This is a genomic window from Nocardia paucivorans NBRC 100373, from assembly GCF_000308675.1.
GTDB lineage: Bacteria > Actinomycetota > Actinomycetes > Mycobacteriales > Mycobacteriaceae > Nocardia > Nocardia paucivorans.
On record NZ_BAGE01000058.1, the window covers coordinates 17863 to 40990 of the forward strand.

Here is a 23128-nt window from a genome sequence, read left to right on the forward strand (position 1 = left end):
GTAATTGGCCATCGGATCAGAAGGCCTCCTCCGGCAATTCCATGGCGTCGAGATCCAAGGCGGCGATGATGTCCTTGATACCGGTCAGGGTGGGCAGCACATTCCGCGCGAAGAACCGGGCCACCCCGACCTTGCCGGTGTAGAAGGCCCGATCGGCGGCCGAGACGTCCCCGTCCAGCGCGGCGGTGGCGATCTCGGCCTGCTCCAGCAAGCGCCAGCCGATGAGCAGATCACCCACGGCGAGCAGGAACCGCACCGAACCGAGACCCACCTTGTACAGCTGGGCGGGATCGGACTGCGCACCCATGGCGTAACCGGTGAGCGCGAACGCCATCGCCTGAACATCTTCGAGGGCGGTGCGCAACAAGGCGCGTTCGGTGTCGAAGCGACCGGTGGCGGCATCCAGGAACGCGGTGATCCGCCCGGTGACGTAATTGAACGCCACGCCCTGATCCCGCAGGATCTTGCGGAAGAAGAAGTCCTGCGCCTGGATGGCGGTGGTGCCCTCGTACAGCGAGTCGATCTTGGCGTCGCGGATGTACTGCTCGATCGGGTAGTCCTGCAGATATCCGGAACCACCCAGGGTCTGCAACGACTCGGTGAGGTACTGGTAGGCCCGCTCGGAACCGACACCCTTGACGATCGGCAGCAGCAGATCGTCCACCCGGTGCGCTGTCTCGGCATCCGCTCCCGACACCAGCTCGGCGACATCGGCGTTCTGATGGGCGGCGGTGTACAGATACACCGCGCGCAGGCCCTCGGCGTAGGCCTTCTGCATGAGCAGGCTGCGGCGCACATCCGGGTGGCGCATGATGGTGACGCGCGGCGCGGTCTTGTCCGTCATCCGGGTCATATCCGCACCCTGGACGCGCTGTTTGGCGTAGTCGAGTGCGTTCAGGTAGCCGGTGGACAGGGTGCCGCTCGATTTGACGCCCACCATCATGCGCGCGTTCTCGATGACCTTGAACATCTGCGCGATGCCGTTGTGGGTGTCGCCGACGAGCCAGCCCTTGGCCGGAATACCGTGACCGCCGAAGGTCAGTTCGCAGGTGGGCGAGGACTTCAGCCCCATCTTGTGCTCGACATTGGTGACGAAGACACCGTTGCGCTCACCCAGTTCCAGGGTCTCGGGGTCGAAGTGGAACTTCGGCACATAGAACAGCGACAGTCCCTTGGTGCCGGTGCCGGCGCCCTCGGGGCGGGCCAGCACCAGGTGGAAGACGTTCTCGGCGGTGTCACCCACATCGGCGCCCGAGATGAAGCGCTTGACCCCTTCGATATGCCAGCTGCCGTCCGGCTGTTCGATCGCCTTGGTGCGGCCGGCGCCCACATCGGATCCGGCGTCGGGTTCGGTGAGCACCATGGTGCCCGCCCAGTGCCGTTCGAAACCGGCTGCGGCCCAGTGCTTCTGCTGCTCGTTGCCGATCTGGTACAGGACCGCCGCCATGACCGCGCCCATATCGAAGAAGGTCGCCGCCGGGTTCGCGCAGGTGATCATCTCGTTGACCGCCCAGGCCAGCGCGGCGGGAGCGGGGGTGCCACCCACCCCCTCGGGTAGGCCGAGCCGGTGCCAGCCGGCCTCCTGAATGGCCGACACGGTCTTGCGCAGCGGTTCGGGGACCTCGACGGTATGTGTCTGCGGATCGAAAGTGACCGGCTCCCGGTCGGCCGCGGCGAACGATTCGGCGACCGGCCCCTCGGCCAGACGCCGCACCTCGGCCAGGATATCGCGGGCGGTGTCACTGTCCAGATCGCCGTAGGCCCCGGAATCGAGCAGCTTGTCCAGTCCGAATACCTCGAACAGGTTGAACTCGATATCACGCACGTTCGCCCGGTAGTGGCCCACCGTGTCCTCCTCGACTTCACCACGGCCGCTCGGCCGCGCACTGACGGTTTAGACATCGTACGAATGCCTGGTGTTGCACACCACACCACCCCGTCATCGTGATATTCGTCCAGTTCACACCGCGTGGAAGCGGCCGCGCGCCCCGTGATCGCGCGGCCATGGGTGGGCACCGGCTCGAACCGGCCTCGGGTTCAGCAGCCCGGCTGCAATGGCCAGCACTCCGCCGGCCTCGTCGGGACGGGCGCGGTGACCTCGAAGGAGGGCGTGGTCGCGGCGGGTTCGGTATCCGATCCATCGGAGAACAATGTCGTGACGACCACGGCGAGGACCACGAGCATGCCGACTATTGCGGCCACCGTGACCAGCCAGCCCACGGTGGCCTGACCACGCGTGGGCTCCGGAACCCGCTCCTGCGGCAACGGTTTCACCCGTTCCGGTAGTTTCTCCGCGAAACCCGCATCCAACAGTTCGTCGCGCCCGGGCGCCCACCCGGTGAGCGCGGTGGTCGCGGCCCGCACCCGATCGGCGGTCCACCGAGGCTCACCGGGAGCGAAATTCTCCAGGTAGATCCGCAGTTCGACGGCATCGGAGACATTACCCACCACAACATCCAAACCGGGACGCACATTGACCCGGGCCGGGCGCAGTACCGATCCGCGAAACGGCACCACGACCACCGCGCCGCACAAGGGCCCGGGGTCGAATCCGGTGCGCTCGAAGGCCCGCTCCACCTCGCGCACCGAGTTCTGCACCATGGTCGAGGGATCGGCGCCGAAGGCGAGATCCAGGTCGGCGTTCTCCGAACCGACCTTCCACCGCCCGTCCGTGGGTACCTCGAACACCCCACTCTGGCGCCGGCGGAAGCCGACCACCTCCACGACGGTAACGCCCTGGACGGTGAAGATCACCGCATCGATCTGCCTGGTTCCCCGCTCGGTGCCGACACGTAGGTCCACCATGGCCAGTCCGACCGTCGGAAAATTCCGGAGGCATTCCACGAATTCTTCTTCGGCCGCGGTCAATTCCGCTCGATCGTCGACCTTCACCAGCATCGCGCGCTCCCCTTGCCGTGCGACGATGCGTTCTCACCCACCACCCGACCCCCTTTCGAATAATGTCCCGGCAAAAGTTCTGGCACACCACCCATCCGGCCACTGTTCCGGCCGCGCTGCCCCCAGCGAACCATATCGGGGCGTTACCGCACAGCGATACGCACCGAAAGGCGCCGCCAGGTTCCGGGCATTCCCGAGATCGAGGGCCTCGTCGGCCACGAGGAGGTCGTTCCGGGAAAATCACCCCCGAAGGAGCGGAAGAATTCGGCTTTGTCGCCTATATCCGTTCGGGGGAGGCGGCCGAGCGGGTCGTGCCGAAGTTCTATTCGTGGCGGGCGGCCGAGGTGGCGGGTTCCCGCGCTCGACGCGGCAGGGTGGGGCAGTGGGCATCGACGAGGACCGGATCGGGCCCGTAGGCGGCCCAGAGCTCAGCGCTCACCACGTGCCCCCGACAGTCTCCTGGAGAATACGGGCGGGTTCGAGAATCCCGCTCGGTCTGCTTCCGCCGCCCCCGACGATACGTCACTCGGGGGAGGTGCCCCGTCGAAAAGGACCGCCCGCGAAGCTCATCGGGGGCGGCCTCGCGCCGAAGCGACCTGTTTCAGGCGTGGCGGCGTTTTCGATCGGTGGGCTTTTCTCCGGCCCGGGCGATATCGGCCGCTCGACGTTCCCTTTTACCGCGGGCGATTTCGGTGGCCAACGCCTCGAGCGGGCCGGTGAACTGTTCCAGCGGCGCCACCAACTCGGCGAGCCAGTAACGGGCGTTATCGATTCCGTCCGGATCGAGGGTGTAGATACGACGAGTGCCTTCCACCCGAACTCGTACGAGCCCGGCCTCGCGGAGCACCTTGAGGTGCTGGGATACGGCGGGCTGGGTGATCGGCACATCCTGCTGTACGGCGGCGACCAATGCACCCGCGGTCTGCTCACCGCTCGACACCAACTCGAGGATCGCGCGCCGGACCGGATCGGCGAGGGCCTCGAAGACCCGTACCGGAGACGAACCGGGCATCAGGACTCGGCGCCCTCCTCGGGCCTGGTGGTATAGAACGCCACGGTTCGCTCGCCGGCGGCCCGCGCGCTATCCGGATCCTCGCCGTCCCCGATAGCGGCCTCGGCCCATCCCGTGGCCGCCAACCGGATGAATGCCGTGCCCTGTGGGGTGTGCGGGAACTCCAGGCCCGCGGCGGGATCGACCGCTTCCCCGCTGTCCAGGTGCAGTCCGAGTCCGATGAGCGCGAGATCCCAGCCGACGCCCACGGCGCCGGGACCGAACCGTTCCCACATCTCGGGATCGACCGTCGCCTCGTGCACGAGTTCCAGGACGGTGCCGTCGTCGGCCGGTGTGAGACGAACCTCCACCCAGGACACCATCGGACCCATTTCCCAGGTCACCGCGAACCGTTTCGGTTCGTCACACTCCTCGACCACCCCATTGGCATTGCCCTCGAGCTGGTATCGACCACCGACCCGCAAATCGCCGCTGATCGGCAGAAACCACCTCGGAATCCGTTCGGCGCTGGTGAGTGCGTCCCATAGATCGGCCTGATCGGTGGGGTAGCTGCGACGGGCGATGGCGATCTTCGTCGGCACACCGTCGCGGGAGCCGGTGCGCACCTCTCGGGCGACCAGCCCCGCGGCGACCACAGGATCGACGGGCAGAGTCACGAGAACCTCCTTTGATAAGTTTCAACTTATATTAAGAGGTCGGACGGCCCGATACCACCCGAAGCGCGCGGGCCCGGTCAAACCCACTGGACCAGCTGGATGACTATTCCATTGGGATCTTCCGTCTGGAAATAACGTTCCCCCCATTCCTCGGTCTCGATGGGCGTGATGATCGGTACCCCCGCCCGACACAGGCGCTCGTATTCGCCATCGATGTCGTCCACCACGAAGACGACCAGCAGCCCATCACCCGCACTGCCCGCCGCCTTGGCGGGTTTGAAGGTGGACAACCCGGTGCGCAGGTAGATGAGGTTCATCCCGGCGTCCTCGCGGGCCAACGAGACGAACCCGTCGGCCGACATCCGTTCGGTGAAGCCCAGATGATCGATGACGAACTGCGCCGACGCCCGCGGATCGGCGACATTGAGCGAGATGGCGGATTCGGTGATGCGCATGAGATCTCCCGTGGTGTCAAACTCCGTACTTTGTACGCTCTACGTTGTACAGAGTTTTATTGGTGCAAGCACGGTGATCTGCTTCACAGACGCGCCGGAGGTCCGGTGAAATGTCCCGAACCGGTTCGGCGGATGGGGCGCTTGTGTCGAACCGATGCCCGGGCTCAGAACTCGTCGCGGCGAATGCGCAGGGCGGTAATGGTGGCGGCCAGGCCGTCGTACTGATTGACCAGCAGAACGATTTCGATCAGCCGTCGCTCGTCGTACCAAGCGGCCAGACGCTCCCAGGCGGCATCGTCGATATCGCGGGTCCGCACCAGTTGGTCGACCGCGCCGAGCAGCGCCCGATGTTTGTCCGACCAACCGGGGGCATCCGGTCCGGAACGCACCCGGTCCAAGATTTCGGGCGTGACCCCGGCTCGACGTCCCAACCGGATGTGATGGTCCATCTCGTACGCACAACCACGCAGATGCGCCACCCGCAGGATCACGAGTTCGGATTCATGCCTGCCCAGCCGGCCACCCGGCATGAGTTTCCCCGAGAAATGCAGCCAGCCGCGAAACAACCCGCCGGCGCGACCGAGCGTGCTGAACAATTGCGCGTCCCCGGTACCGGCAACGCGCGAAAGAACCTTCCAGACAACCCAGTTCAACGGCCCCAGCTCACGCAGTCGACCAGGGAAAATACGTGGTTGCGCCGCCGAACCCATCGGTACCACCTCTCCAGCGATAAATTCTCGAAACCGCCGAGCACCGCCGGCGATGACGGTCGGTATCTCGAACCTACCGGTACCGAACCAGGTTCGGCGGCGCGCACACCGTAACGGGATCAGCCGAGGAGCTCGGAGACGGTGACGAATCGATAGCCATCGGCCCTGAGCGCGGCGACGATCCGCGGAATGGCCTCCCGTGACACCGCACCATCGGCATACATCGCGTGCAGCAGAATGATCGATCCGGGACGCACCTGCTCGACCGCGGCGGCGACGATATCGTCCACCGACGCCCCTTCGCTGTTCGGTTCCACATCCCAGGTCACCGTCGTCCGATCGTGCTCGGCCAGATAACGGGGAAGCGCCCACAGCTTCTTCCCGTATGGCGGCCGGAAGGTTATCGGGCCCTGGTAGCCGGTTTTGCGGATCTCGGCATCGGTGCGCTCCACCTCGTCGGCAACGGTATCCGGCGTGACCAGCACCATCCGCCGATGCGAATAGGTGTGGTTTCCGATTTCGTGTCCGGCCGCCGCGATCGCGGCACCCAGTTCCGGACGGGCGGCCAGGTCACGTCCATTGAGATAGAACGTCGCCGGCACCCCGGCGGCGGCGAGGATGTCCAGCACTTCCGGCGCGCGATCGCTCGGGCCGTCGTCCAGCGTCAAGGCGACCACTTTCTCGGTGGTCTCGACCCGGTTCACCAGTCGTCCGGCCAATTGGAAGGTTCGCGAGTTCATCAGCTGGTACCCACCGACCAGCAGCGCCAGAACCGTGACGAGCCCCAGTGCCGTACCGATAATCCATCGTCGCATGGCCACCAGTATCAGTTGCGCGACAACACTTTTCCCAATTGCGTGGTCGCTTCGCCGGCCTGGCGCACCCCGGCCTCGTAGGCGGGGAGCAGCGCGGCGCCCGCGAAGAGATCGGCGCCGAAAGCGGTGATCGCGCCGGCATCGGGCACGATGGATATCACGCGGGCCGAGCCGAGTTCGCGATCGGCGCGGGTCCGCGGGAAAAGATGCGCCAGTGGCTCGAGGATCACCACCGTCTCGGCGTCCGCGGCGAGATCGGCATTGATCGACGAGCGCACACCCCCGTCGACGTAGTGACGCCCGTCGATCAGAATCGGCGGAAACACACCCGGCACGGACGTACTGGAGGCCACGGCCCGAACCAGCGATGCGCCACCGTCACGGGTCCAGGGGTGCAGCTCACCCGTGGAGAGATCGACCGAGGTGACCACCAGATCATGGTCGGGCCAGTCCGCGAACCCGATCAGGGAGCCGATTCGGTCGATATGCGCCTCCTGGTCACCGGTCGCTGTCGATATCGCCAGTTCGGCGGCCCGGCGAATCGCTTGCTCCCGCTCCGGCCCACGAGTGCGAAGCAGCCCCGCTATCTCCAGCAGCGGACCGAATTCACGCGCTACGGGTAGTGAGTCCGAGGGTTGCGGGGTCAGGAGCCGATTCAGATCCCCGCCTCCGGCCAATACCGCGCCGACAACCGCTCCGGCAGAGGTGCCGACAATCCGATCGGCCGCCGAAAGATCGATACCGGCATCCCGCAGTCCGACCGCCAACCCGGCCAACCAGGCGATACCGACCGGACCGCCCCCACCCAGAACGAGCGCGGTTCGGGGCGAGTCGGGCAGCAATGCATCGGACATGCGGCCAGACTAACGAATCCACTCCTCGGTCGGGTGGCGGGAAGAAGCGGGGTCACCGCTTGGACAGCGCGTCCAGACGGGATATCTCGGTGGGGCTCAGCGCCAGGTCCATGGCATCGCCGCTCTCTTCGGCATGCCGTGGTGCGGACGCGCCGGGTATGGCCACGACCGTATCGCCGTAGTAACCGATCAGCCAGGACAATGCGACCTGACCGGGAGTAGCCCCATGGGCATGCGCGATCGCGCGCAGTTCGTCGATCAGTGGCGCGGTCCGGACCAGGGTGCGCTCGGTGAATCGACCCAAGGTCTTGCGGATCGGGCGCACCGTGTCGAGCAGTTCGGTCGATTCGTGGAATTTCCCGGTGAGCAGCCCCGATTTCAACGGCGAATAGGCGATCAGGGTGACCCCGAGCCGGCGGGCGGTTTCCAGGACTCCGTTGTCCTCGATTCTGCGGTGCAGCAGACTGATCTGCACCTGGTTCGATATCAACCGCAGCCCATGTTCCCGGAGTATCCGGTCGGCCCGCTCCATCTGTCGTGCCGAGAAATTGCTCACGCCGATATTCGCGATCTTGCCCGACTTCTGCACATCCGCCATCGCCCGCATCTGACGGGCGATCGACGAGAAACTGCCGCGCGGTTCGTGAATCTGATAGAGGTCGATCGGAAAACCTTGGAGCGCGGCGAGTCTTTTTTCCACGGTACGGCCGATATTGCCCGCCGTCCGGCCCAGCGGCGCCCATTTGGTGGCGATCGCGACATCGCCGGGGTTGATTCCGACCGCGCGCAACGATGTGGTCAGGGCTCTTTCCGAGTACCCACCGCCGTACATCTCGGCGGTATCGAACCAGTTGATACCACCGTCCACGGCGGTCTTGACGATGGTTTCGATCGTGCCGGGATCGAGCGCGCGATAGAACTGCGCCACCACGCCCTCACCCGCGAACTGCATACACCCCAACCCGATGGGGGGGATCTCGATATCCGATGACCCCAGCCTCCGCTTGACGACCATTGTTCACTCCTATCTCTATATGAGACATTAATGTCTCATATAGAGATGTGGCCGTCAATTTACGAGTGTGGGCTGTAGGCTTCCGCCATGGTCAAACGTGCCGCTCTTCGCGATCACATCGAAGCCGCGATCCTCGCCGCGGCCGCCGATGTCCTGGCCACCCGCGGCACCGCGAGCATGGCCGAGATCGCCGAAGCGGCCGGCGTGGGCCGCGCGACGCTCTACCGCTACTTCCCCAACCGCGAAGCGCTCCTGACCGGGCTTACCACCGCCGCGGGTGACGAGCTGCTGATCCGAATCGCCGACGCCGAACTCGACACCGTTCCGGTTCCCACCGCCATAGCCCGGCTCACCCGCGGTTTCCTCACCGCCGGCAGCAAATACGCCGCCCTCCTACAACCCGGCATCCGGCTGCCGGACAAGGACGCGGATCTGAAACAACGATTGGATCGGCCGGTCCGGGAGCTGATCACCCGAGGCGTCACCGACGGCGCCCTGCGCACCGACCTGGCCGTCGATGCGCTGTTCGAAATGTTCACCGGTCTACTGGAAAAAGGACTGCTCATGGTGCTGCGCGGTGAGAGCGGAATAGAGCAGGCCAGTTCCGCGGTGGTCACCGTGTTCCTCGACGGCGCAACCGATCCGGCCGCCCGCGGCACGGAATAGCGGAACCGACCATCCGCACCCTCGTTACAGTGGGGGTATGACCGGTCGAACGGGCGGGGTGCTCTACGACATCGACGGGGTCCTGGTGCGCTCCTGGCAGGAAATCCCCGGGGCGGCCGAGGCGGTTCGACGTATTTCCGAAGACGGTTTACGGCGTGCTTTCCTCACCAATACCACCTCACGCACCCGCGCCGAGATCGCCGAGCGACTGTGCGCGGCAGGTATCGAGGTCGCCCCGGACGAAATCGTCACCGCGGCCCGACTGACCGTCGAATACCTCCGGCGCACCCATCCCGACGCTCGGGTATGGGTGCTCAATCACGGCGATATCGCCGTCGATCTGGCCGAACTGCGGCTGGTGGATACCGACCCGGAGGTGGTGGTCCTCGGCGGCGCGGGCGAGGAGTTCACCCATCGCGCGCTGAGTCGGGTGGTGGAGCTGATGCTGGACGGCGTCCCGGTAGTGGCCATGCAGGGTGGTCTGACCTGGGCCACTGCCGACGGATTGCGAATCGATACGGGCGCCTATCTGCCCGGTCTCCGGGCCGCGGGCCACGCGGAGATCACGGTGGTCGGCAAACCGTCGGAAACCGGATTCCGCACCTGCGCGGCGATGATGGATCTGGCGCCGGAGAACGTGGTGATGATCGGAGACGATCTGCACTCGGATGTGCTGGCCGCGCAGGCCGTCGGCATGGTCGGGGTACTGGTACGAACCGGCAAGTTCCACCCCGCGGTGCTCGCCTCGGCGCGGCCGGTCCACCCCGACCACATCATCGATTCCGTGGCCGACCTGCCCGCTCTACTGTCCCGAAATGGCTGAACCCCATAACTCGAGCTCTCGGCGGCGGCCGGTTCCCCTTCCGAAGCGAACCGGCCTCGGCCCCGCCCCGGCCGCCCGATCGGATCTGCTGTAGTGGACGGTGATGGACGGCCGCAGCCCGTCCGCGGTCACCTCGTTGTGGAGGATCGGATCCTGCACGGTGATATCGCCGAGTTCTCGCAAGGTCGAGGTAATTGTCGCCGGCAACCTCGGGAACCGTGACCGACCGATGCGGAAACGAACACGGTCCGGCGCGGTGGATGTCCACCGCGCCGGACCGTGGAGAGAGAACCGGATCAGAAGTTGATCATGTGCCCGGCCAGGCCGTGGATGGCCTCTTGCAGGGCCTCGCTCAAGGTCGGGTGGGTGTGCACATTGCGGGCCAGCTCGTTGACGGTGAGGTCCCACTTCTGCGCCAGGGTGAGCTCGGGCAGCAGCTCGGACACATCGGGACCGATGAGGTGGCCGCCGATGAGTTCACCGTGGGTGTTGTCGGAGATGAGCTTGACGAAACCGGTGGCGTCGCCCAGGCCGTGCGCCTTGCCGTTGGCGGTGAACGGGAAGGTCGCGACCTTCACGTCGTAACCCTCGTCGCGGGCCTGCTGCTCGGTGAGACCGAAGCTGGCCACCTGCGGTTGGCAGAAGGTGGCGCGCGGCATCATCCGGTAATCGCCCAGCGTCAGGGTCTCCGCGCCGGCGATGGTCTCGGCGGCGACCACGCCCTGCGCCTCGGCGACATGCGCGAGCTGTAGCTTCGCGGTGACATCACCGATGGCGTAGATATGCGGCACATTGGTGCGCATGTGGTCGTCGATGGCGATGGCGCCGCGTTCGGTCAGGGCGACACCGGTGTTCTCCAGGCCGTAGCCCTCCACCCGCGGCGCGAAGCCCACGGCCTGCAGCACCTTGTCGACGGTGACGGTTTCCAGCGCGCCCGTCTTGTTGTCCTTGATACTGACAGTGACCTTGGAACCGTCGTCATCGATGGACTGCACGGCGGCACCGGTGGTGATGGTGATGCCGAGCTTCTTGTAGGCCTTGGTGATCTCCTTGGACACATCGGCGTCCTCGTTGGGCAGCGCCCGGTCCAGGAACTCCACGATCCGCACGTCCACGCCGTAGTTGCGCAGTACGTACCCGAACTCCATGCCGATGGCGCCCGCGCCGACGATCAGGATGGAACCGGGCAGGTCGCGGGTGAGGATCTGCTCCTCGTAGGTGACCACATTGGTGCTGAGCGAGGTGCCCGGCAGCAGCTTGGTGACGGTGCCGGTCGCAATGATCACGTTGTCGAAGGTGATCGATTCGGTGCCGCCCTTGGTGAGCTCCACCGAGATGCTGTTGGGGCCGGTGAACGTCCCCTTGCCGTCGTATTCGGTGATCTTGTTCTTCTTCATCAGGAAGTGGACGCCCTTCACCCGGCCGTCCGCGACCTTACGACTGCGGTCGAATGCCGCGCCGAAGTCGAAGGACGCCTCACCGGTGATACCGAACGTCTTCGCTTCCTTGGTGAAGATATGGGCCAGCTCCGCATTGCGCAGCAGGGCCTTGGAGGGGATGCAGCCCACGTTCAGGCATACGCCTCCCCAGTATTTCTGCTCGACAATAGCTGTTCGCAGGCCGAGTTGAGCGGCGCGGATCGCGGCGACGTAACCGCCGGGACCAGCCCCGAGAACGACGACATCGTAGTGGGAAGTCACGGTGTCGAGCGTAACTCCGCCGGTCCGGCCCGATTCATCCGGCTGCTCCTACCGGCGGGTCACCCGGGACCGCCCTTCCGGCGGTCCGTGGGGCATGGCCGAGTCCGGCCGGCGGCGGCCACCACGGGCGACAAGTCCACGGTTGGGCGACAATGTGCCCATGAACGGTATCGAGGAGAGCGTGACCGATCCCTACCTCTGGCTGGAGGACGTCACCGGCGATCGGGCGCTGGACTTCGCTCGGGCACACAACGAGGTGGTGGTGCAGCGGTTCGCCACCAACGACCGGTTCGAGACATTGCGCGGCCGCATCCTGGAGATGCTCGATACCGATGCCAAAATCCCTCTCCCGGGCAGGCGCGGACCGTGGCTGTACAACTTCTGGCGCGACGCCGCCCACCCGCGCGGACTCTGGCGGCGCACCACATTCGCCGAATACACCCGTCCGACGCCGGAGTGGGAGGTGCTGATCGACCTGGATGCGGTGGCCGCGGCCGAGGAAGAGAACTGGGTATGGGGTGGGGCGTATGTGCTGCGTCCCGAACAGACCCGGGCACTGATCAGCTTGTCCCGGGGCGGCGCGGACGCCAAAGTGGTACGTGAATTCGATATCGAGAAGCATGAGTTCATAACACCCGAGGCCGGGGGTTTCTTTCTGCCGGAGGCGAAATCCGAGATCGGGTGGATCGATATCGATTCCGTGTATGTGGGCACGGATTTCGGGCCCGGTTCGCTGACCGATTCCGGATATCCGCGTATTGCCAAGCGCTGGCGGCGCGGCACGGCGCTCGCCGAGGCGGAAACGGTATTCGAAGGCGAAACCGAGGATGTCGCGGTATCCGCGGGCTACGACCGGACACCGGGCTACGAGCGACATTACGTCGGCCGGGCCACCGACTTCTTCAACGAGGAGGTGTATCTCCTCGGTGAAGACGGCTCGCGGACCCACCTCGATATCCCCTCCGACGCCGGAAAATCCTGGTACAAGGACTGGCTACTGGTTCGGTTGAAATCACCATGGGAGGTCGGGGGCACCACATACCCGGCCGGAGCTCTGCTGGCCACCGATTTTCCCGAATTCCTGGCCGGGGAAAGAAAATTCGAGGTTCTGTTCGCCCCGGACGATCACACCTCGCTGCACGGATACGGCTGGACCGAGAACCACCTGCTGCTGGTCACCTTGGAGGACGTGCAGACCAAACTGTATGTCCTCACCCCGCCGGGGGAACCGGGCACCGGCAGCTGGCGGACCGAACCACTGGCCGACACCCCAGCTATGGCCACCACCGGCCTGCTGAATCTCGACCCGCTCGACGGAGGCGATGATTTCATGCTCGCCACCAGCGGTTTCACCACTCCGACGACCTTGCTCTCCGGCACGGTGGGATCGCCGCTGACCCGGTTGAAACAGGAACCGCACTTCTTCGACGCGGAGGAGGTCGAGACCGAACAGTTCTTCGCTCGCTCCGACGACGGCACCATGATCCCGTATTTCGTGGTCCGCCACCGGGATCATCATGGCGCAGCCGGACCGACCGTCATGTCCGGGTACGGCGGTTTCGAGGTTTCGCGCACCCCCGCCTACAGCGGTGCATCCGGTATGGGGTGGCTGGAGCGGGGCGGCACCTGGGTGATGGCCAATATCCGCGGCGGTGGCGAATACGGTCCGCAATGGCACACCTCGGTGCAGAAGGCCAACCGGTACAAGGTCTACGAGGATTTCTCCTCCGTCGCCCGCGACCTCGTCGACCGCGGTATAACCACCGCCGCGCAGTTGGGGGCGGTCGGCGGTAGTAACGGCGGGTTGTTGATGGGGGTCATGCTGACCCGCTACCCGGAGCTGTTCGGTGCCATCGTCTGTCAGGTGCCGCTACTGGATATGCGCCGCTACCACCTGTTGTTGGCGGGTGCGTCCTGGATGGCGGAATACGGTGACCCGGACAACCCCGAAGAGTGGGAGTACATCGGTAAATACTCCCCCTATCAGCGTGCGATGGAGACCGGCGCGGGCGCCGGATATCCGCCGATACTGTTGACCACCTCCACCCGCGACGACCGCGTCCATCCCGGCCATGCCCGCAAGATGGCCGCGCTGCTGGAGGAGCAGGGGCACCCTGTCTGGTACCACGAGAACATCGAGGGCGGGCACGGCGGCGCCGCCGACAACAAACAGGCGGCGTTCCAGGCGGCGCTTGTCTACGAGTTCTTCACCCAGATGCTGATCGAGAATCGCCCGTCGACGGAGTGAGGTACCCGAGGGGTAACGCGAAGACGAGCAATGCGGCCACCGCCACCACGGCCACGCATTCGGCGCCCACCGAATCGAATGCCAACCCGGTGGCGGTCATGCCGATGGACACCCCCACCGCGGTGACGACCCCCTCGACGGAGGTGAACCGGGCCAGGGCAGCCGTCGACAACCGCTCCTGAACGAGCGTCTGCCAGACGACTCCGGCGGCCGATATGGCGCAACCGGCCGTCACGCACCCCACGAACAGAATGGTCGGGCCGAGGACGGTTCGGTCGGAATAGCCGGCGATCGCCCCGGCTTCACATGCGACGGCACCGGTCACGGCCATGGCGGCCAATCGCCAACCGAATCTGCGCAAACCCGCGACCATCGATAGAGAACCGGTCGAACTTGCCGCCGCCATTCCCGCCGCCAGTACCGCTCACAGTCCGGCGCCCCCGTTCGCACCCACCGTGAGTGTCGGCCCCGCCACCGCCACCATTCCGATGACGAACGAAATCGTGAACCATAATCCAACCGACCAACCGAGCCAGGGTTCGCGGGTGACGACCGCACGAAACGACCCGTAATCATCGGATACGCCATCGGGTTTTTCTCCGGTCGGTGTACCGAGGTTTTCCACCCATGCCCGACGGGCATGAACCAGTGCGAGAATATTCGGCCCGAAGGTTGCCGAATCGAGCAGGAGAATCCCGACGAATCCCAATTTCCCGAGCAGAATCACCGCTGTCGGCGGGCCGAGCAGAACACTGGTGTCCAAGATGATGGCCAGAATGGCGTTGGCCGTACGCAGCTGCCGCGCGGGCACCACATCCGGCAATATCGCCGTCGCCGCCGGACCGTAGAACGCCGTGGCGATCCCGTACCCGGCGGCCGACACCGCCATGGCCGTCAACGAATTGCCGACCACCACGGAAAACAGCGCCAATCCGGCCTGCGCCCCGATTCGCGTCAGGTCCGCCCCGATCATGACCGCGAACCTGTCGTATCGCGATGCCACCGCCCCTGCCAGGGGAACACACAGAAAACGCCCCGCCCACAAACTCACCAACACCAGCGACAAGGCGCCGGATCCGCCGAATCGCTGCACCGAATACATCGCAAACGCGACGGGGATGATGCCATCGGTCAGGGCGGAGCACGCGCTGCCGATACAGATCCCGCGGAAGGCACGGCCCCGCAACGGCTCGGCGGCGGTGGCGAAGATGGCTCGGATGGCTCCCATCCCGCGCGACGATGGTTCAGCGGTCGCGCAACCACTTCTCGATGCGGTCGACGGTGCTGCTCGGATCTTGAATCCAGCCATTGTGGCCGAGGTTCCCGGGTGCGTGCCAAGTGGTTATTTCCGCGTGGGGCAACTTTTCCAATAGATGCCGAGCAGAGGACTGTGGGGTGAGCTCGTCGCCGGACATGGTGATGGACAGCACGGGCAACTTCAGGCGCGCGATGCGTTCCTCGTAGTCGATATCGGCACCCACCGGGACGAAACGCCCGGTACGGGCCAACCGCGCCCAGTCGGAGATGAGTACCTTGGACTGCCGTCCGAAACCGGCCGGACCGAGTCGATCGCCGGGCCAGACGCCGGCGAGATTGGCGGTCAAGGAGACCGCGGCGGTACCGACCAGCATGCCGGGACGAATGAGCCCGCGATAGCCGCGGTAATACGGTGTGCCGGAGGCGATCAGGATGATCCCGCCGAGTCGGCCGCGGATTCGGGCGGCATACATGACGGCGAGCTGACCGCCCAGACTGTGGCCCAGCAGATAGGGGGTGCTGTCGGGGAATCGGGTCCGCACCACCTCGAAGATCGCGGGGAAGTCCACCGATACCAGCTCGTGGTAACCGTAGCTGCTGGTGGCATCCGGTTTGGGGGTGCTGTCGCCATTGCCGCGCAGTTCACCGATCGCCACGTCGAAACCACGTTTTGCCAGCTCACGGGCGAAGTACAGGTAGTACTCGGCGGGTACGCCCAGACCGGGAACCACCACCACGACGGGACGCGGCGCATCGAGGGTGACCGAGTGTCGGTGCGCGCCCGAGGCCGGAATCAGCCGCACCGGGACGGTGCTGCCGTCGGGCATCTGGATCGGTACCGTTTCCACCGCACCCAGCCTAATGCGCCTCGTGGGGTATCGAACGACGCCGAATCGAGCGGAGTGTCGGCACGAACACGTCCGATCGATTCGTCGGCCCGGGGTGCCGTCAGGCCGCGACCGCGCCCATGATCACCCGACTGAGCACCTCGATGACCTCTTCCATCGGGCGGCGCGGTTGGGTGCCGCTCCATTCGTCGAGCACATGATTGATCGCACCGATTACGGCCATTGCCCGCAGGTCGTAGTCGCCGGGGGGAAGCGCACCCTGTTTCGCCGCGTCCTCGACGGTGCCGGTGAGCAGCATCCCCCATTCCCGGCGTGATTCCAGGCGCTTCTTCTCCACCTTGGGGCCTGCGCCGACCACCTCGACCAATGCGACCCGCGCCCGGCGTGGATCGGTTCCGATGGACTGCATATAGGCACGTACCGCGGCGGTGATGTTCTCGCGAGCGCTCGCTCCGGCGTGTTCGTCGAGTGCGGCCAGCACCGCGGAGCGGGACTCGCGATCGATCAGATCGAACAGTTCCAGCAGTAACGACTCCCGCCCGGTGAACTCCTCGTAGAACTGCCGCGAGGAGAGTCCCGCGTCCTTGCAGATAGCGCCGACCGAGCTATTGGCATAACCGTCTCGGGCGAAAACCGTCAACCCGGACTCCAAAAAACGCGCACGCCTTTGCCGTTGCCGGTCTTCTATGGGCTGTCCGGCATACTTCCGCCCCGAATTCACATCCTGTGACATCGACGCAAACAATACAGAACCGCCCGATCCTCGCATCACCGATCGGGCCGGTCCGGGCAGCGACAAGCCCCGCGCCCCAACCGAAAACGGCTGCGCGCATCGAAACCGCTGTATTCGTACCATCGCGACCATACAGGTCATCGCGGCGATACATCTTATTTTAAAGGGAAATACTAGAATAATTTTCGTATTGCAATGTATGAAATTGCCCGTGCCGTATGGCGATCCGAGAGCCGGACGACCATCCGTTGTCCTCGCCCATCTCTGCTATACGTGTGAGCGCGGCGAGCGTTACACATCCGCGCGACTCCGATATCCCGACAAGAAATCTCGGCACGGACGCCGTGGCTTCGGTGCGCCCCCACGGACTTCGGTGCCATGGCGCTCTAGGGTGACGCCATGGTCACCGCGCTGTTCTACGGACTGGGCACCGCGATCCCGCTGTTGATCGGCGCGGCCATCGGATTGCGATGGACACTACCCGCGCCCTTGCTCGCCTCCCTGATGGCCTTCGGCGCGGGCGCCATGATCGCCGCGGTATCGAACGAACTGTTCGAACCGTCGTTCGTGCAGACCGGCCCGATGGTCGCGGGAACGGCGCTACTCGCCGGTGCCGGTGTCTATGTCGGCGCGGATCTGTTCATCGAACGCAAGATCGGTCCGGGGGCGGTGGGCTGGGCCCTCATGCTCGGCACCGTGCTCGATGGGGTACCGGAGAACAGTGCGCTCGGAGTCGGACTCGGAGCGGGCGGGATCACCCTCTTGGTGGCCATCGCCGTCGGCAATACCCCCGAAGCGATCAGCGGATCCGCGTTGATGCGCCGGCAACATGGTTTCGAACCCACCGCGGCCTTTGGCCTCTGGGCCCTGACGGGCACGATTCTGGTCCTCGTCACCGTCGGAAGCCAGGCGCTGTCGAATCACTTGTCCGCCAACGCCGACGGCGTCGTACAAGCGTTCGCCGGGGGCGCCACCATAGCGGTACTCGCCGACTCCCTTATGCCCGAGGCGTATCGAGAGGGCGGGTGGTGGGTCGGCATGGCGACGGCCGCCGGTTTCCTCGTGGCCTTCCTACTCGGCCGATAGTAGAGGCGGTCGCGGACATACAGGCGTGAACGAGCCGCGTTCGGCACTCGGACATCGCGACCCCGAAATGCCCGAAGGCCGGTCCACCGCGGAGGGTGGACCGGCCTTCGGTTCGAAAGGTGTTGCCGGGAAGCAGGACTCAGAAGTCCATGCCGCCCATGCCGCCCGTCGGGTCGGCGGCCGGAGCGTTGTTCTTCTCCGGCTTGTCGGCGACGACGGCCTCGGTGGTCAGGAACAGGGCCGCGATGGAGGCCGCGTTCTGCAGGGCCGAGCGGGTGACCTTGACCGGGTCGGCAACGCCGGCGGCCAGCAGGTCCTCGTACTCGCCGGAATCGGCGTTCAGGCCGTGGCCGGCGGACAGGCCGGCGACCTTCTCGGCGACCACGCCGGGCTCGAGGCCGGCGTTGAAGGCGATCTGCTTCAGCGGAGCCGACAGGGCGACCTTCACGATGTTCGCGCCGGTGGCCTCGTCACCTTCCAGCTTCAGCTCGTCCAGCGCCGGGGCCGACTGCAGCAGGGCCACGCCACCACCGGCGACAATGCCCTCCTCGACGGCGGCCTTGGCGTTGCGGACGGCGTCCTCGATGCGGTGCTTGCGCTCCTTGAGCTCGACCTCGGTGGCCGCACCCGCCTTGATGACGGCGACACCGCCGGCCAGCTTGGCCAGCCGCTCCTGCAGCTTCTCGCGGTCGTAGTCGGAGTCGGAGTTCTCGATCTCGGTACGGATCTGCGCGACCCGACCCTTGATGGCCTCCGCGTCGCCCGCGCCCTCGACGATGGTGGTCTCGTCCTTGGTGACGACGACCTTGCGGGCCTGGCCGAGCAGTTCGAGGCCGGCGTTCTCCAGGGTGAGACCGACCTCTTCGCTGATGACCTCGCCACCGGTCAGGATGGCGATATCGGCCAGCATGGCCTTGCGGCGGTCACCGAAGCCCGGGGCCTTGACGGCGACGGACTTGAAGGTGCCGCGGATCTTGTTCACGACCAGGGTCGACAGGGCCTCGCCCTCGACGTCCTCGGCGATGATCAGCAGCGGCTTACCGGCCTGGATGACCTTCTCCAGCAGCGGCAGCAGATCCTTGACGGTGGAGACCTTCGAGCCGACCAGCAGGATGTAGGGGTCCTCGAGGACCGCTTCCTGACGCTCCGGGTCGGTGACGAAGTAACCCGAGATGTAGCCCTTGTCGAAGCGCATACCCTCGGTGAGCTCCAGCTGCAGGCCGAAGGTGTTGCTTTCCTCGACGGTGATGACGCCTTCCTTGCCGACCTTGTCCATGGCCTCGGCGATCAGCTCACCGATGGACGGGTCGCCCGCGGAGATACCGGCGGTGGCGGCGATCTGCTCCTTGGTCTCGACTTCCTTGGCGGTGTCGAGCAGCTTGGCGGTGACGGCCTCGACGGCCTTCTCGATACCGCGCTTCAGGCCCAGCGGGTTCGCGCCGGCCGCGACATTGCGCAAGCCCTCGCGCACCAGCGCCTGGGCGAGCACGGTGGCGGTGGTGGTGCCGTCGCCCGCGACATCGTCGGTCTTCTTGGCGACTTCCTTGACCAGCTCGGCGCCGATCTTCTCGTAGGGGTCCTCGAGCTCGATCTCCTTGGCGATGGACACACCATCGTTGGTGATCGTGGGGGCGCCCCACTTCTTCTCCAGAACGACGTTGCGACCCTTCGGGCCCAGCGTCACCTTGACCGCGTCGGCGAGGCTGTTCAGACCCCGCTCGAGGCCGCGACGGGCCTCTTCGTCGTACGCAATTGTCTTGGCCATTGCGGTGAGATCCTCCAAGTAATGAGGCTGACACATAGAGTGACCGCCTTGTCGGGTCACCCCAGGTTCGCTTGGCCAGGCTCGGTGCCCGCGACGGACGACCGGGGTGTCGTGTGCCCGATCTCACCGTCCCGACCTAGCACTCACGGGTCGAGAGTGCCAAAGCCATTATTAGCACTCGGGGGGTGCGAGTGCAAGGTAACCGTCCCGCGCTACAGCACGTCGGTGACCCGCAGAGCCAAGGCCAGAAAGGCATCGGCGCGACGTTCCTCCGGGGTCCGCGGTTCCCCTTCCTCCACGGTGACGAACTCGGCGTCGTGCAGCAACAGCTCCGCTTCCACTCGCATAATGGCCCGGATGAAGGGGGGAGCCACTTCCGGGGGCAGATCCCCGTTGACGACATAGCTCCCATCGGCCCGCGATTCCGTCGACACATACGACAGCGCGCGCAGCAGATCCTCCCGGCGCTCCCCCGCCACCAGGTCGGAGTCCGTGTCATCCGCCATTGCTATAGATTACCGGTCACCGCGGCGCGAATGCGCGCACCACCGGGGAAGGGCGAGACGTTTCGACACATCCCGCCCCACCCGCCTCCGGATCACTCCTCGCCGGCCGAATCCCGCTCCGCCACGATTTGGCCGAGCACTTCGAGCAGCCGCCCTTCGACCGCCGATTTCACCAGCCCGAGCCCGGACAGCAGACCTGTTCCGTTCTCGTTCTCGAGCAACGCCAACAGGATGTGCTCGGTGCCGACATAGTTGTGCCCGAGCCGTAGGGCCTCGCGGAAGGTCAGTTCCAGGACCTTCTTGGCCCCCGTGTCGAACGGGACGAGTCCGCGCATCTTTCCCGAGGCGACCGCGGCACGCAGTGCCGCACCGGTGAGCTTGTCCGACGCGTCGGCCTCCGCCTCCGGCGTCACCGCCGCCGCGATGGCCGCGGCCTCGAGTGCTTCGGCCGAGATGCCCTGATCGACGATCAGCCGGGCGGCCAGCGCGTCGGGCTCGGTGAGCAGTCCCAACACCAGGTGCACCGGTCCGATCTGCTTACCGCCCGAGATCCGCGCGGCCTCCTGGGAAGCCACGACAACGGCGCGGGCACGCTCGGTGAACTTGCCGAAACCGGCATTGGGATCCATGGTCGCCGCCGCGGGATCACTGGGCGTTCTGGGAACGAACCGCTTCTGCGCGGCCTGTTTGCTGACCCCCATACTCGCGCCGATCTCGGTCCAGGAAGCGCCGGCGCGCCTGGCCTGGTCGACGAAATGGCCGATCAGATGATCGGCCACCTCACCCAGGTGATCCGCGGCAACCACGGCATCGGAGAGCTGGTCGAGCACATTGTCGGGACGGGCTTTTTTGATGACCTCGATGAGGTCGTCCAAACGTACAGTAGAAGACATGCGTCAACCCTAGGTTGACGATAAGGATTCGTCAACCCTAGATTGACGCTAGGGATCAGTGCCCGGCGTCCTCCCGATCGCGTTTTCCACCGGGCCGCCGCAACCGCAAGCGCGAATCCCCTCGCAATACCGGTCGACGGATATCCGGGCGGCGCAGCGCCGGCCGTCGCAACCCGGCGATCCGGCCGTCGGCCCGCCGATCGGCCCGCCGCTGTGCCCGGCGTTCGGCGGGTTTGTGCTGCCAGGTCTCCGGCCGCGCCGCCACCCACCGCTGCGAGTACCAGGCGAACGGGATGTGCCCCAGATACAGCACGATCAGCACCAGCAGCAGAACCACCGGATAGGTCACCAGGGCGGCACCGGCCAGGGCCACCAGCGCCAGCAACCCGGCCGCGGCCTGCGGCGCCACCGACACCGACTTCAGCGCCAAGGTCGGAATGGTGCTCACGCACAGCGCGGCGGTGCAGATGGTCCACGCCGCCACCCCATAGAAATTGGACCACCAACCCGGACCCAGCTGCTGATACAGCGCCACGGGCGCCATGGCGATGAGCGCACCTGCCGGGGCCGGGACGCCGACGAAGTAATCGCGCGCCCAATCCGGACGGGTGTCGTCGTCCATCAGGGTGTTGAACCGGGCCAGCCGCAAGACGATGCCCACCGCGAACATCAATGCGATGATCCACCCGACGCCGCTGTCGTCATCGAGCAACGCCACATACAGCACAAGCGCCGGTGCCACCCCGAAGGAGATCGCGTCGGACAGCGAGTCCAGCTCCGCGCCGATTTTGGTCGTGGCCGACAGCAACCGGGCCAGCCGCCCGTCCAGGGTGTCCAGGACGGCCGCGGCGCCGATCATGGCGAGCGAGACCCCCCATTCCCCCTCCAGGCCGAATTTCACCGCGGACAGCCCGGAGCACAGCGCCAGGATGGTGATGATGCTCGGCAGCAGCCGAATCGTTCGGCGCCGCCGTCCCTCGACGATCTGCTCCATCACGCCTCGGCGGGCGGCAGTACCGCCAGCACCGTCTCCCCTCCGATAGTGCGCTGTCCGAGATCGACGAGCGGCTCGGTGCCTTCCGGGAAATAGGTGTCGACCCGCGAGCCGAAACGGATCAGACCATAGGTGTCACCGATGGTGAGCACATCACCCGGCACGGCGTCGCAGACGATCCGACGGGCCAGCAACCCGGCGATCTGCACCACCACGACCCGCTGACCGGTCACGGTCTCGATGACCATGCTGTTGCGCTCGTTCACCGCGCTGGCCTCGGGTAGGTCGGCGGAACGGAACTGCCCGGGCTGATGCCGGACGGCACGCACGGTGCCCGATACCGGGGTGCGCTGGACGTGCACGTCCAATACGGACAAGAAGATGCTCACCCGTGGGAGCGGACGATCGCCCAGGCCCAGTTCTGCGGGCGGTACGGCGGTGTCGACCAGGGCGACCTCCCCGTCCGCGGGCGCGACCACCACGCCGCGACGGTTGGGGGGGACCCGGTGCGGATGACGGAAGAACGCCGCGCACGCGGCGGCGGTCACCAATCCGGCTCGACGTACCCAGCGCCGTTTACCACCGAGAACCGCGACGGCCAGTGGCGCTGCCACGAACGGCAGACCGGCCGGATGTAGTGGCGGGATCGCATGGCGCACCAAATCGACCACATGGCCGAGACCGGTGCGTTCGGGCGTGCCGGGCGGGGTGGGACGGCGTGCCACAGACTCCTCTTTCGTGTTCGGTGCGGTCTCCGCGCCGGCTCGGCCGGTGTGCCGCCATAGCGGTGGCATACCGGCCGAACGAACAGGCGCAGGCGATCACACCTTACGCGCTTCGGGTCGGTGGCACCCGGTGTCAGCCCACTCGGCTGCGACCGGTCACCAACTTGACCAGGAACAGCAGAATCACCGCACCGGCCAGGCAGGTGATGAAGCTGAAGATCAACCCGCCACCGGCCACATCGACGCCGAGGACACTGAGCAGGAAGCCACCCAAGAGGCCGCCCACCACGCCGACGACAATGTTGAGCAGGATGCCCTGCTGTTCGTCGGTGTGCATGATCTTGCTGGCGATCCACCCGGCGATACCGCCGATGATGATCCACCCGACAATACCGAGACCGAGCATATTCTCCCTCGCTCCACTCTAGTTCGGATCACGCCCCGGGGCGGGCGCATGGTGCGAATACCC

General features: G+C 65.8%; 24 protein-coding genes. 4 read left to right on the forward strand and 20 right to left on the reverse strand.

The window, feature by feature from the left end; all coding sequences use genetic code 11:
* Window positions 1-16 precede the first annotated feature (16 nt).
* From ON32_RS21675 to ON32_RS21715, 9 genes are all read right to left on the reverse strand, one after another.
* The gene (locus tag ON32_RS21675; RefSeq protein WP_040792835.1) at window positions 17-1846 is read right to left on the reverse strand and encodes an acyl-CoA dehydrogenase; all 1830 of its coding nucleotides are present in this window, start codon (window positions 1844-1846) and stop codon (window positions 17-19) included.
* A 191-nt stretch (window positions 1847-2037) separates the two neighbouring features.
* Window positions 2038-2898, reverse strand: coding sequence for an NERD domain-containing protein (locus ON32_RS21680; RefSeq protein WP_040792836.1), 861 nt, complete (start codon window positions 2896-2898; stop codon window positions 2038-2040).
* A 601-nt stretch (window positions 2899-3499) separates the two neighbouring features.
* Window positions 3500-3910: an ArsR/SmtB family transcription factor gene (locus ON32_RS21685; RefSeq protein ID WP_040792837.1), complete on the reverse strand. Its 411-nt coding sequence runs from the start codon at window positions 3908-3910 to the stop codon at window positions 3500-3502.
* The gene (locus ON32_RS21690; RefSeq protein ID WP_040792838.1) at window positions 3910-4566 is read right to left on the reverse strand and encodes an SRPBCC family protein; all 657 of its coding nucleotides are present in this window, start codon (window positions 4564-4566) and stop codon (window positions 3910-3912) included. Before ON32_RS21690 ends, ON32_RS21685 begins: the two co-directional genes overlap by 1 nt.
* 77 nt (window positions 4567-4643) lie before the next feature.
* Window positions 4644-5021: a VOC family protein gene (locus ON32_RS21695; RefSeq protein WP_040792839.1), complete on the reverse strand. Its 378-nt coding sequence runs from the start codon at window positions 5019-5021 to the stop codon at window positions 4644-4646.
* A 164-nt stretch (window positions 5022-5185) separates the two neighbouring features.
* The gene (locus ON32_RS21700; protein ID WP_040792840.1) at window positions 5186-5731 is read right to left on the reverse strand and encodes a carboxymuconolactone decarboxylase family protein; all 546 of its coding nucleotides are present in this window, start codon (window positions 5729-5731) and stop codon (window positions 5186-5188) included.
* A gap of 119 nt (window positions 5732-5850) precedes the next feature.
* A complete protein-coding gene (locus ON32_RS21705) occupies window positions 5851-6546 on the reverse strand; it encodes a polysaccharide deacetylase family protein (protein WP_040792841.1) in 696 nt (231 codons plus the stop codon).
* Window positions 6547-6557: 11 nt separating this feature from the next.
* Complete coding sequence (locus ON32_RS21710) at window positions 6558-7400, reverse strand: patatin-like phospholipase family protein (RefSeq protein ID WP_040792842.1); 843 nt, start codon at window positions 7398-7400, stop codon at window positions 6558-6560.
* A 52-nt stretch (window positions 7401-7452) separates the two neighbouring features.
* A complete protein-coding gene (locus tag ON32_RS21715) occupies window positions 7453-8415 on the reverse strand; it encodes an aldo/keto reductase (protein ID WP_040792843.1) in 963 nt (320 codons plus the stop codon).
* A gap of 87 nt (window positions 8416-8502) precedes the next feature.
* On the opposite strand from ON32_RS21715, the gene ON32_RS21720 reads away from it, so the two are divergent.
* Window positions 8503-9081, forward strand: a complete 579-nt coding sequence (locus tag ON32_RS21720) for a TetR/AcrR family transcriptional regulator (RefSeq protein WP_040792844.1) — start codon at window positions 8503-8505, stop codon at window positions 9079-9081.
* Window positions 9082-9118: 37 nt separating this feature from the next.
* On the forward strand, window positions 9119-9904 hold the full coding sequence (locus ON32_RS21725; RefSeq protein ID WP_040792845.1) for an HAD-IIA family hydrolase: 786 nt from the start codon (window positions 9119-9121) through the stop codon (window positions 9902-9904).
* A gap of 296 nt (window positions 9905-10200) precedes the next feature.
* Here ON32_RS21725 and lpdA read toward each other — a convergent pair whose 3' ends face one another.
* A complete protein-coding gene (lpdA, locus tag ON32_RS21730; RefSeq protein WP_040792846.1) occupies window positions 10201-11604 on the reverse strand; it encodes a dihydrolipoyl dehydrogenase in 1404 nt (467 codons plus the stop codon).
* A gap of 160 nt (window positions 11605-11764) precedes the next feature.
* Here lpdA and ON32_RS21735 point away from each other — a divergent pair, with 160 nt between their 5' ends.
* Window positions 11765-13852, forward strand: a complete 2088-nt coding sequence (locus ON32_RS21735) for a prolyl oligopeptidase family serine peptidase (RefSeq protein ID WP_174361659.1) — start codon at window positions 11765-11767, stop codon at window positions 13850-13852.
* Here ON32_RS21735 and ON32_RS21740 read toward each other — a convergent pair.
* From ON32_RS21740 to ON32_RS21755, 4 genes are all read right to left on the reverse strand, one after another.
* Window positions 13812-14213: a hypothetical protein gene (locus ON32_RS21740; RefSeq protein ID WP_157224283.1), complete on the reverse strand. Its 402-nt coding sequence runs from the start codon at window positions 14211-14213 to the stop codon at window positions 13812-13814. The two genes, ON32_RS21735 and ON32_RS21740, sit on opposite strands and share 41 nt — an antisense overlap.
* 63 nt (window positions 14214-14276) lie before the next feature.
* Window positions 14277-15080, reverse strand: coding sequence for an MFS transporter (locus tag ON32_RS21745; RefSeq protein ID WP_040792848.1), 804 nt, complete (start codon window positions 15078-15080; stop codon window positions 14277-14279).
* Window positions 15081-15096: 16 nt separating this feature from the next.
* On the reverse strand, window positions 15097-15957 hold the full coding sequence (locus ON32_RS21750) for an alpha/beta hydrolase family protein (protein WP_040792849.1): 861 nt from the start codon (window positions 15955-15957) through the stop codon (window positions 15097-15099).
* Between the two features lie 100 nt (window positions 15958-16057).
* Window positions 16058-16597, reverse strand: coding sequence for a TetR/AcrR family transcriptional regulator (locus ON32_RS21755; RefSeq protein ID WP_245551221.1), 540 nt, complete (start codon window positions 16595-16597; stop codon window positions 16058-16060).
* A 492-nt stretch (window positions 16598-17089) separates the two neighbouring features.
* Between ON32_RS21755 and ON32_RS21760 the strand changes: the two genes are divergently transcribed.
* Window positions 17090-17776, forward strand: a complete 687-nt coding sequence (locus tag ON32_RS21760) for a ZIP family metal transporter (RefSeq protein WP_040792851.1) — start codon at window positions 17090-17092, stop codon at window positions 17774-17776.
* 139 nt (window positions 17777-17915) lie between these two features.
* Here ON32_RS21760 and groL read toward each other — a convergent pair whose 3' ends face one another.
* From groL to ON32_RS21790, 6 genes are all read right to left on the reverse strand, one after another.
* The gene (gene groL / locus ON32_RS21765; RefSeq protein ID WP_040792948.1) at window positions 17916-19541 is read right to left on the reverse strand and encodes a chaperonin GroEL; all 1626 of its coding nucleotides are present in this window, start codon (window positions 19539-19541) and stop codon (window positions 17916-17918) included.
* A 212-nt stretch (window positions 19542-19753) separates the two neighbouring features.
* Window positions 19754-20047, reverse strand: coding sequence for a DUF222 domain-containing protein (locus ON32_RS21770; protein WP_040792852.1), 294 nt, complete (start codon window positions 20045-20047; stop codon window positions 19754-19756).
* Window positions 20048-20139: 92 nt separating this feature from the next.
* Window positions 20140-20940, reverse strand: a complete 801-nt coding sequence (locus tag ON32_RS21775; protein WP_040792853.1) for a Clp protease N-terminal domain-containing protein — start codon at window positions 20938-20940, stop codon at window positions 20140-20142.
* A gap of 55 nt (window positions 20941-20995) precedes the next feature.
* Window positions 20996-21934 (reverse strand): CDP-alcohol phosphatidyltransferase family protein, encoded by a 939-nt coding sequence (locus ON32_RS21780; protein WP_051133549.1) that lies wholly within the window; start codon window positions 21932-21934, stop codon window positions 20996-20998.
* Window positions 21934-22659: a phosphatidylserine decarboxylase gene (locus ON32_RS21785; RefSeq protein WP_040792950.1), complete on the reverse strand. Its 726-nt coding sequence runs from the start codon at window positions 22657-22659 to the stop codon at window positions 21934-21936. The genes ON32_RS21780 and ON32_RS21785 overlap by 1 nt, the downstream gene beginning before the upstream one ends.
* A gap of 133 nt (window positions 22660-22792) precedes the next feature.
* The gene (locus tag ON32_RS21790; protein WP_040792854.1) at window positions 22793-23065 is read right to left on the reverse strand and encodes a GlsB/YeaQ/YmgE family stress response membrane protein; all 273 of its coding nucleotides are present in this window, start codon (window positions 23063-23065) and stop codon (window positions 22793-22795) included.
* Window positions 23066-23128 lie beyond the last annotated feature (63 nt).

Excerpts from the sequence above, each read along its gene's own strand:
- ON32_RS21695 (WP_040792839.1), bottom strand. The coding sequence starts at position 5,021 with ATGCGCATCACCGAATCCGCCATCTCGCTCAATGTCGCCGATCCGCGG.
- ON32_RS21715 (WP_040792843.1), bottom strand. The coding sequence starts at position 8,415 with ATGGTCGTCAAGCGGAGGCTGGGGTCATCGGATATCGAGATCCCCCCC.
- ON32_RS21680 (WP_040792836.1), bottom strand. The coding sequence starts at position 2,898 with ATGCTGGTGAAGGTCGACGATCGAGCGGAATTGACCGCGGCCGAAGAA.
- ON32_RS21790 (WP_040792854.1), bottom strand. The coding sequence starts at position 23,065 with ATGCTCGGTCTCGGTATTGTCGGGTGGATCATCATCGGCGGTATCGCC.
- ON32_RS21725 (WP_040792845.1), top strand. The coding sequence starts at position 9,119 with ATGACCGGTCGAACGGGCGGGGTGCTCTACGACATCGACGGGGTCCTG.
- groL (WP_040792948.1), bottom strand. The coding sequence starts at position 19,541 with ATGGCCAAGACAATTGCGTACGACGAAGAGGCCCGTCGCGGCCTCGAG.
- ON32_RS21710 (WP_040792842.1), bottom strand. The coding sequence starts at position 7,400 with ATGTCCGATGCATTGCTGCCCGACTCGCCCCGAACCGCGCTCGTTCTG.
- ON32_RS21775 (WP_040792853.1), bottom strand. The coding sequence starts at position 20,940 with ATGTCTTCTACTGTACGTTTGGACGACCTCATCGAGGTCATCAAAAAA.
- ON32_RS21780 (WP_051133549.1), bottom strand. The coding sequence starts at position 21,934 with ATGGAGCAGATCGTCGAGGGACGGCGGCGCCGAACGATTCGGCTGCTG.
- ON32_RS21720 (WP_040792844.1), top strand. The coding sequence starts at position 8,503 with ATGGTCAAACGTGCCGCTCTTCGCGATCACATCGAAGCCGCGATCCTC.
- ON32_RS21685 (WP_040792837.1), bottom strand. The coding sequence starts at position 3,910 with ATGCCCGGTTCGTCTCCGGTACGGGTCTTCGAGGCCCTCGCCGATCCG.
- ON32_RS21770 (WP_040792852.1), bottom strand. The coding sequence starts at position 20,047 with ATGGCGGATGACACGGACTCCGACCTGGTGGCGGGGGAGCGCCGGGAG.
- ON32_RS21760 (WP_040792851.1), top strand. The coding sequence starts at position 17,090 with ATGGTCACCGCGCTGTTCTACGGACTGGGCACCGCGATCCCGCTGTTG.
- ON32_RS21735 (WP_174361659.1), top strand. The coding sequence starts at position 11,765 with ATGAACGGTATCGAGGAGAGCGTGACCGATCCCTACCTCTGGCTGGAG.
- ON32_RS21745 (WP_040792848.1), bottom strand. The coding sequence starts at position 15,080 with ATGGGAGCCATCCGAGCCATCTTCGCCACCGCCGCCGAGCCGTTGCGG.
- ON32_RS21705 (WP_040792841.1), bottom strand. The coding sequence starts at position 6,546 with ATGCGACGATGGATTATCGGTACGGCACTGGGGCTCGTCACGGTTCTG.
- ON32_RS21700 (WP_040792840.1), bottom strand. The coding sequence starts at position 5,731 with ATGGGTTCGGCGGCGCAACCACGTATTTTCCCTGGTCGACTGCGTGAG.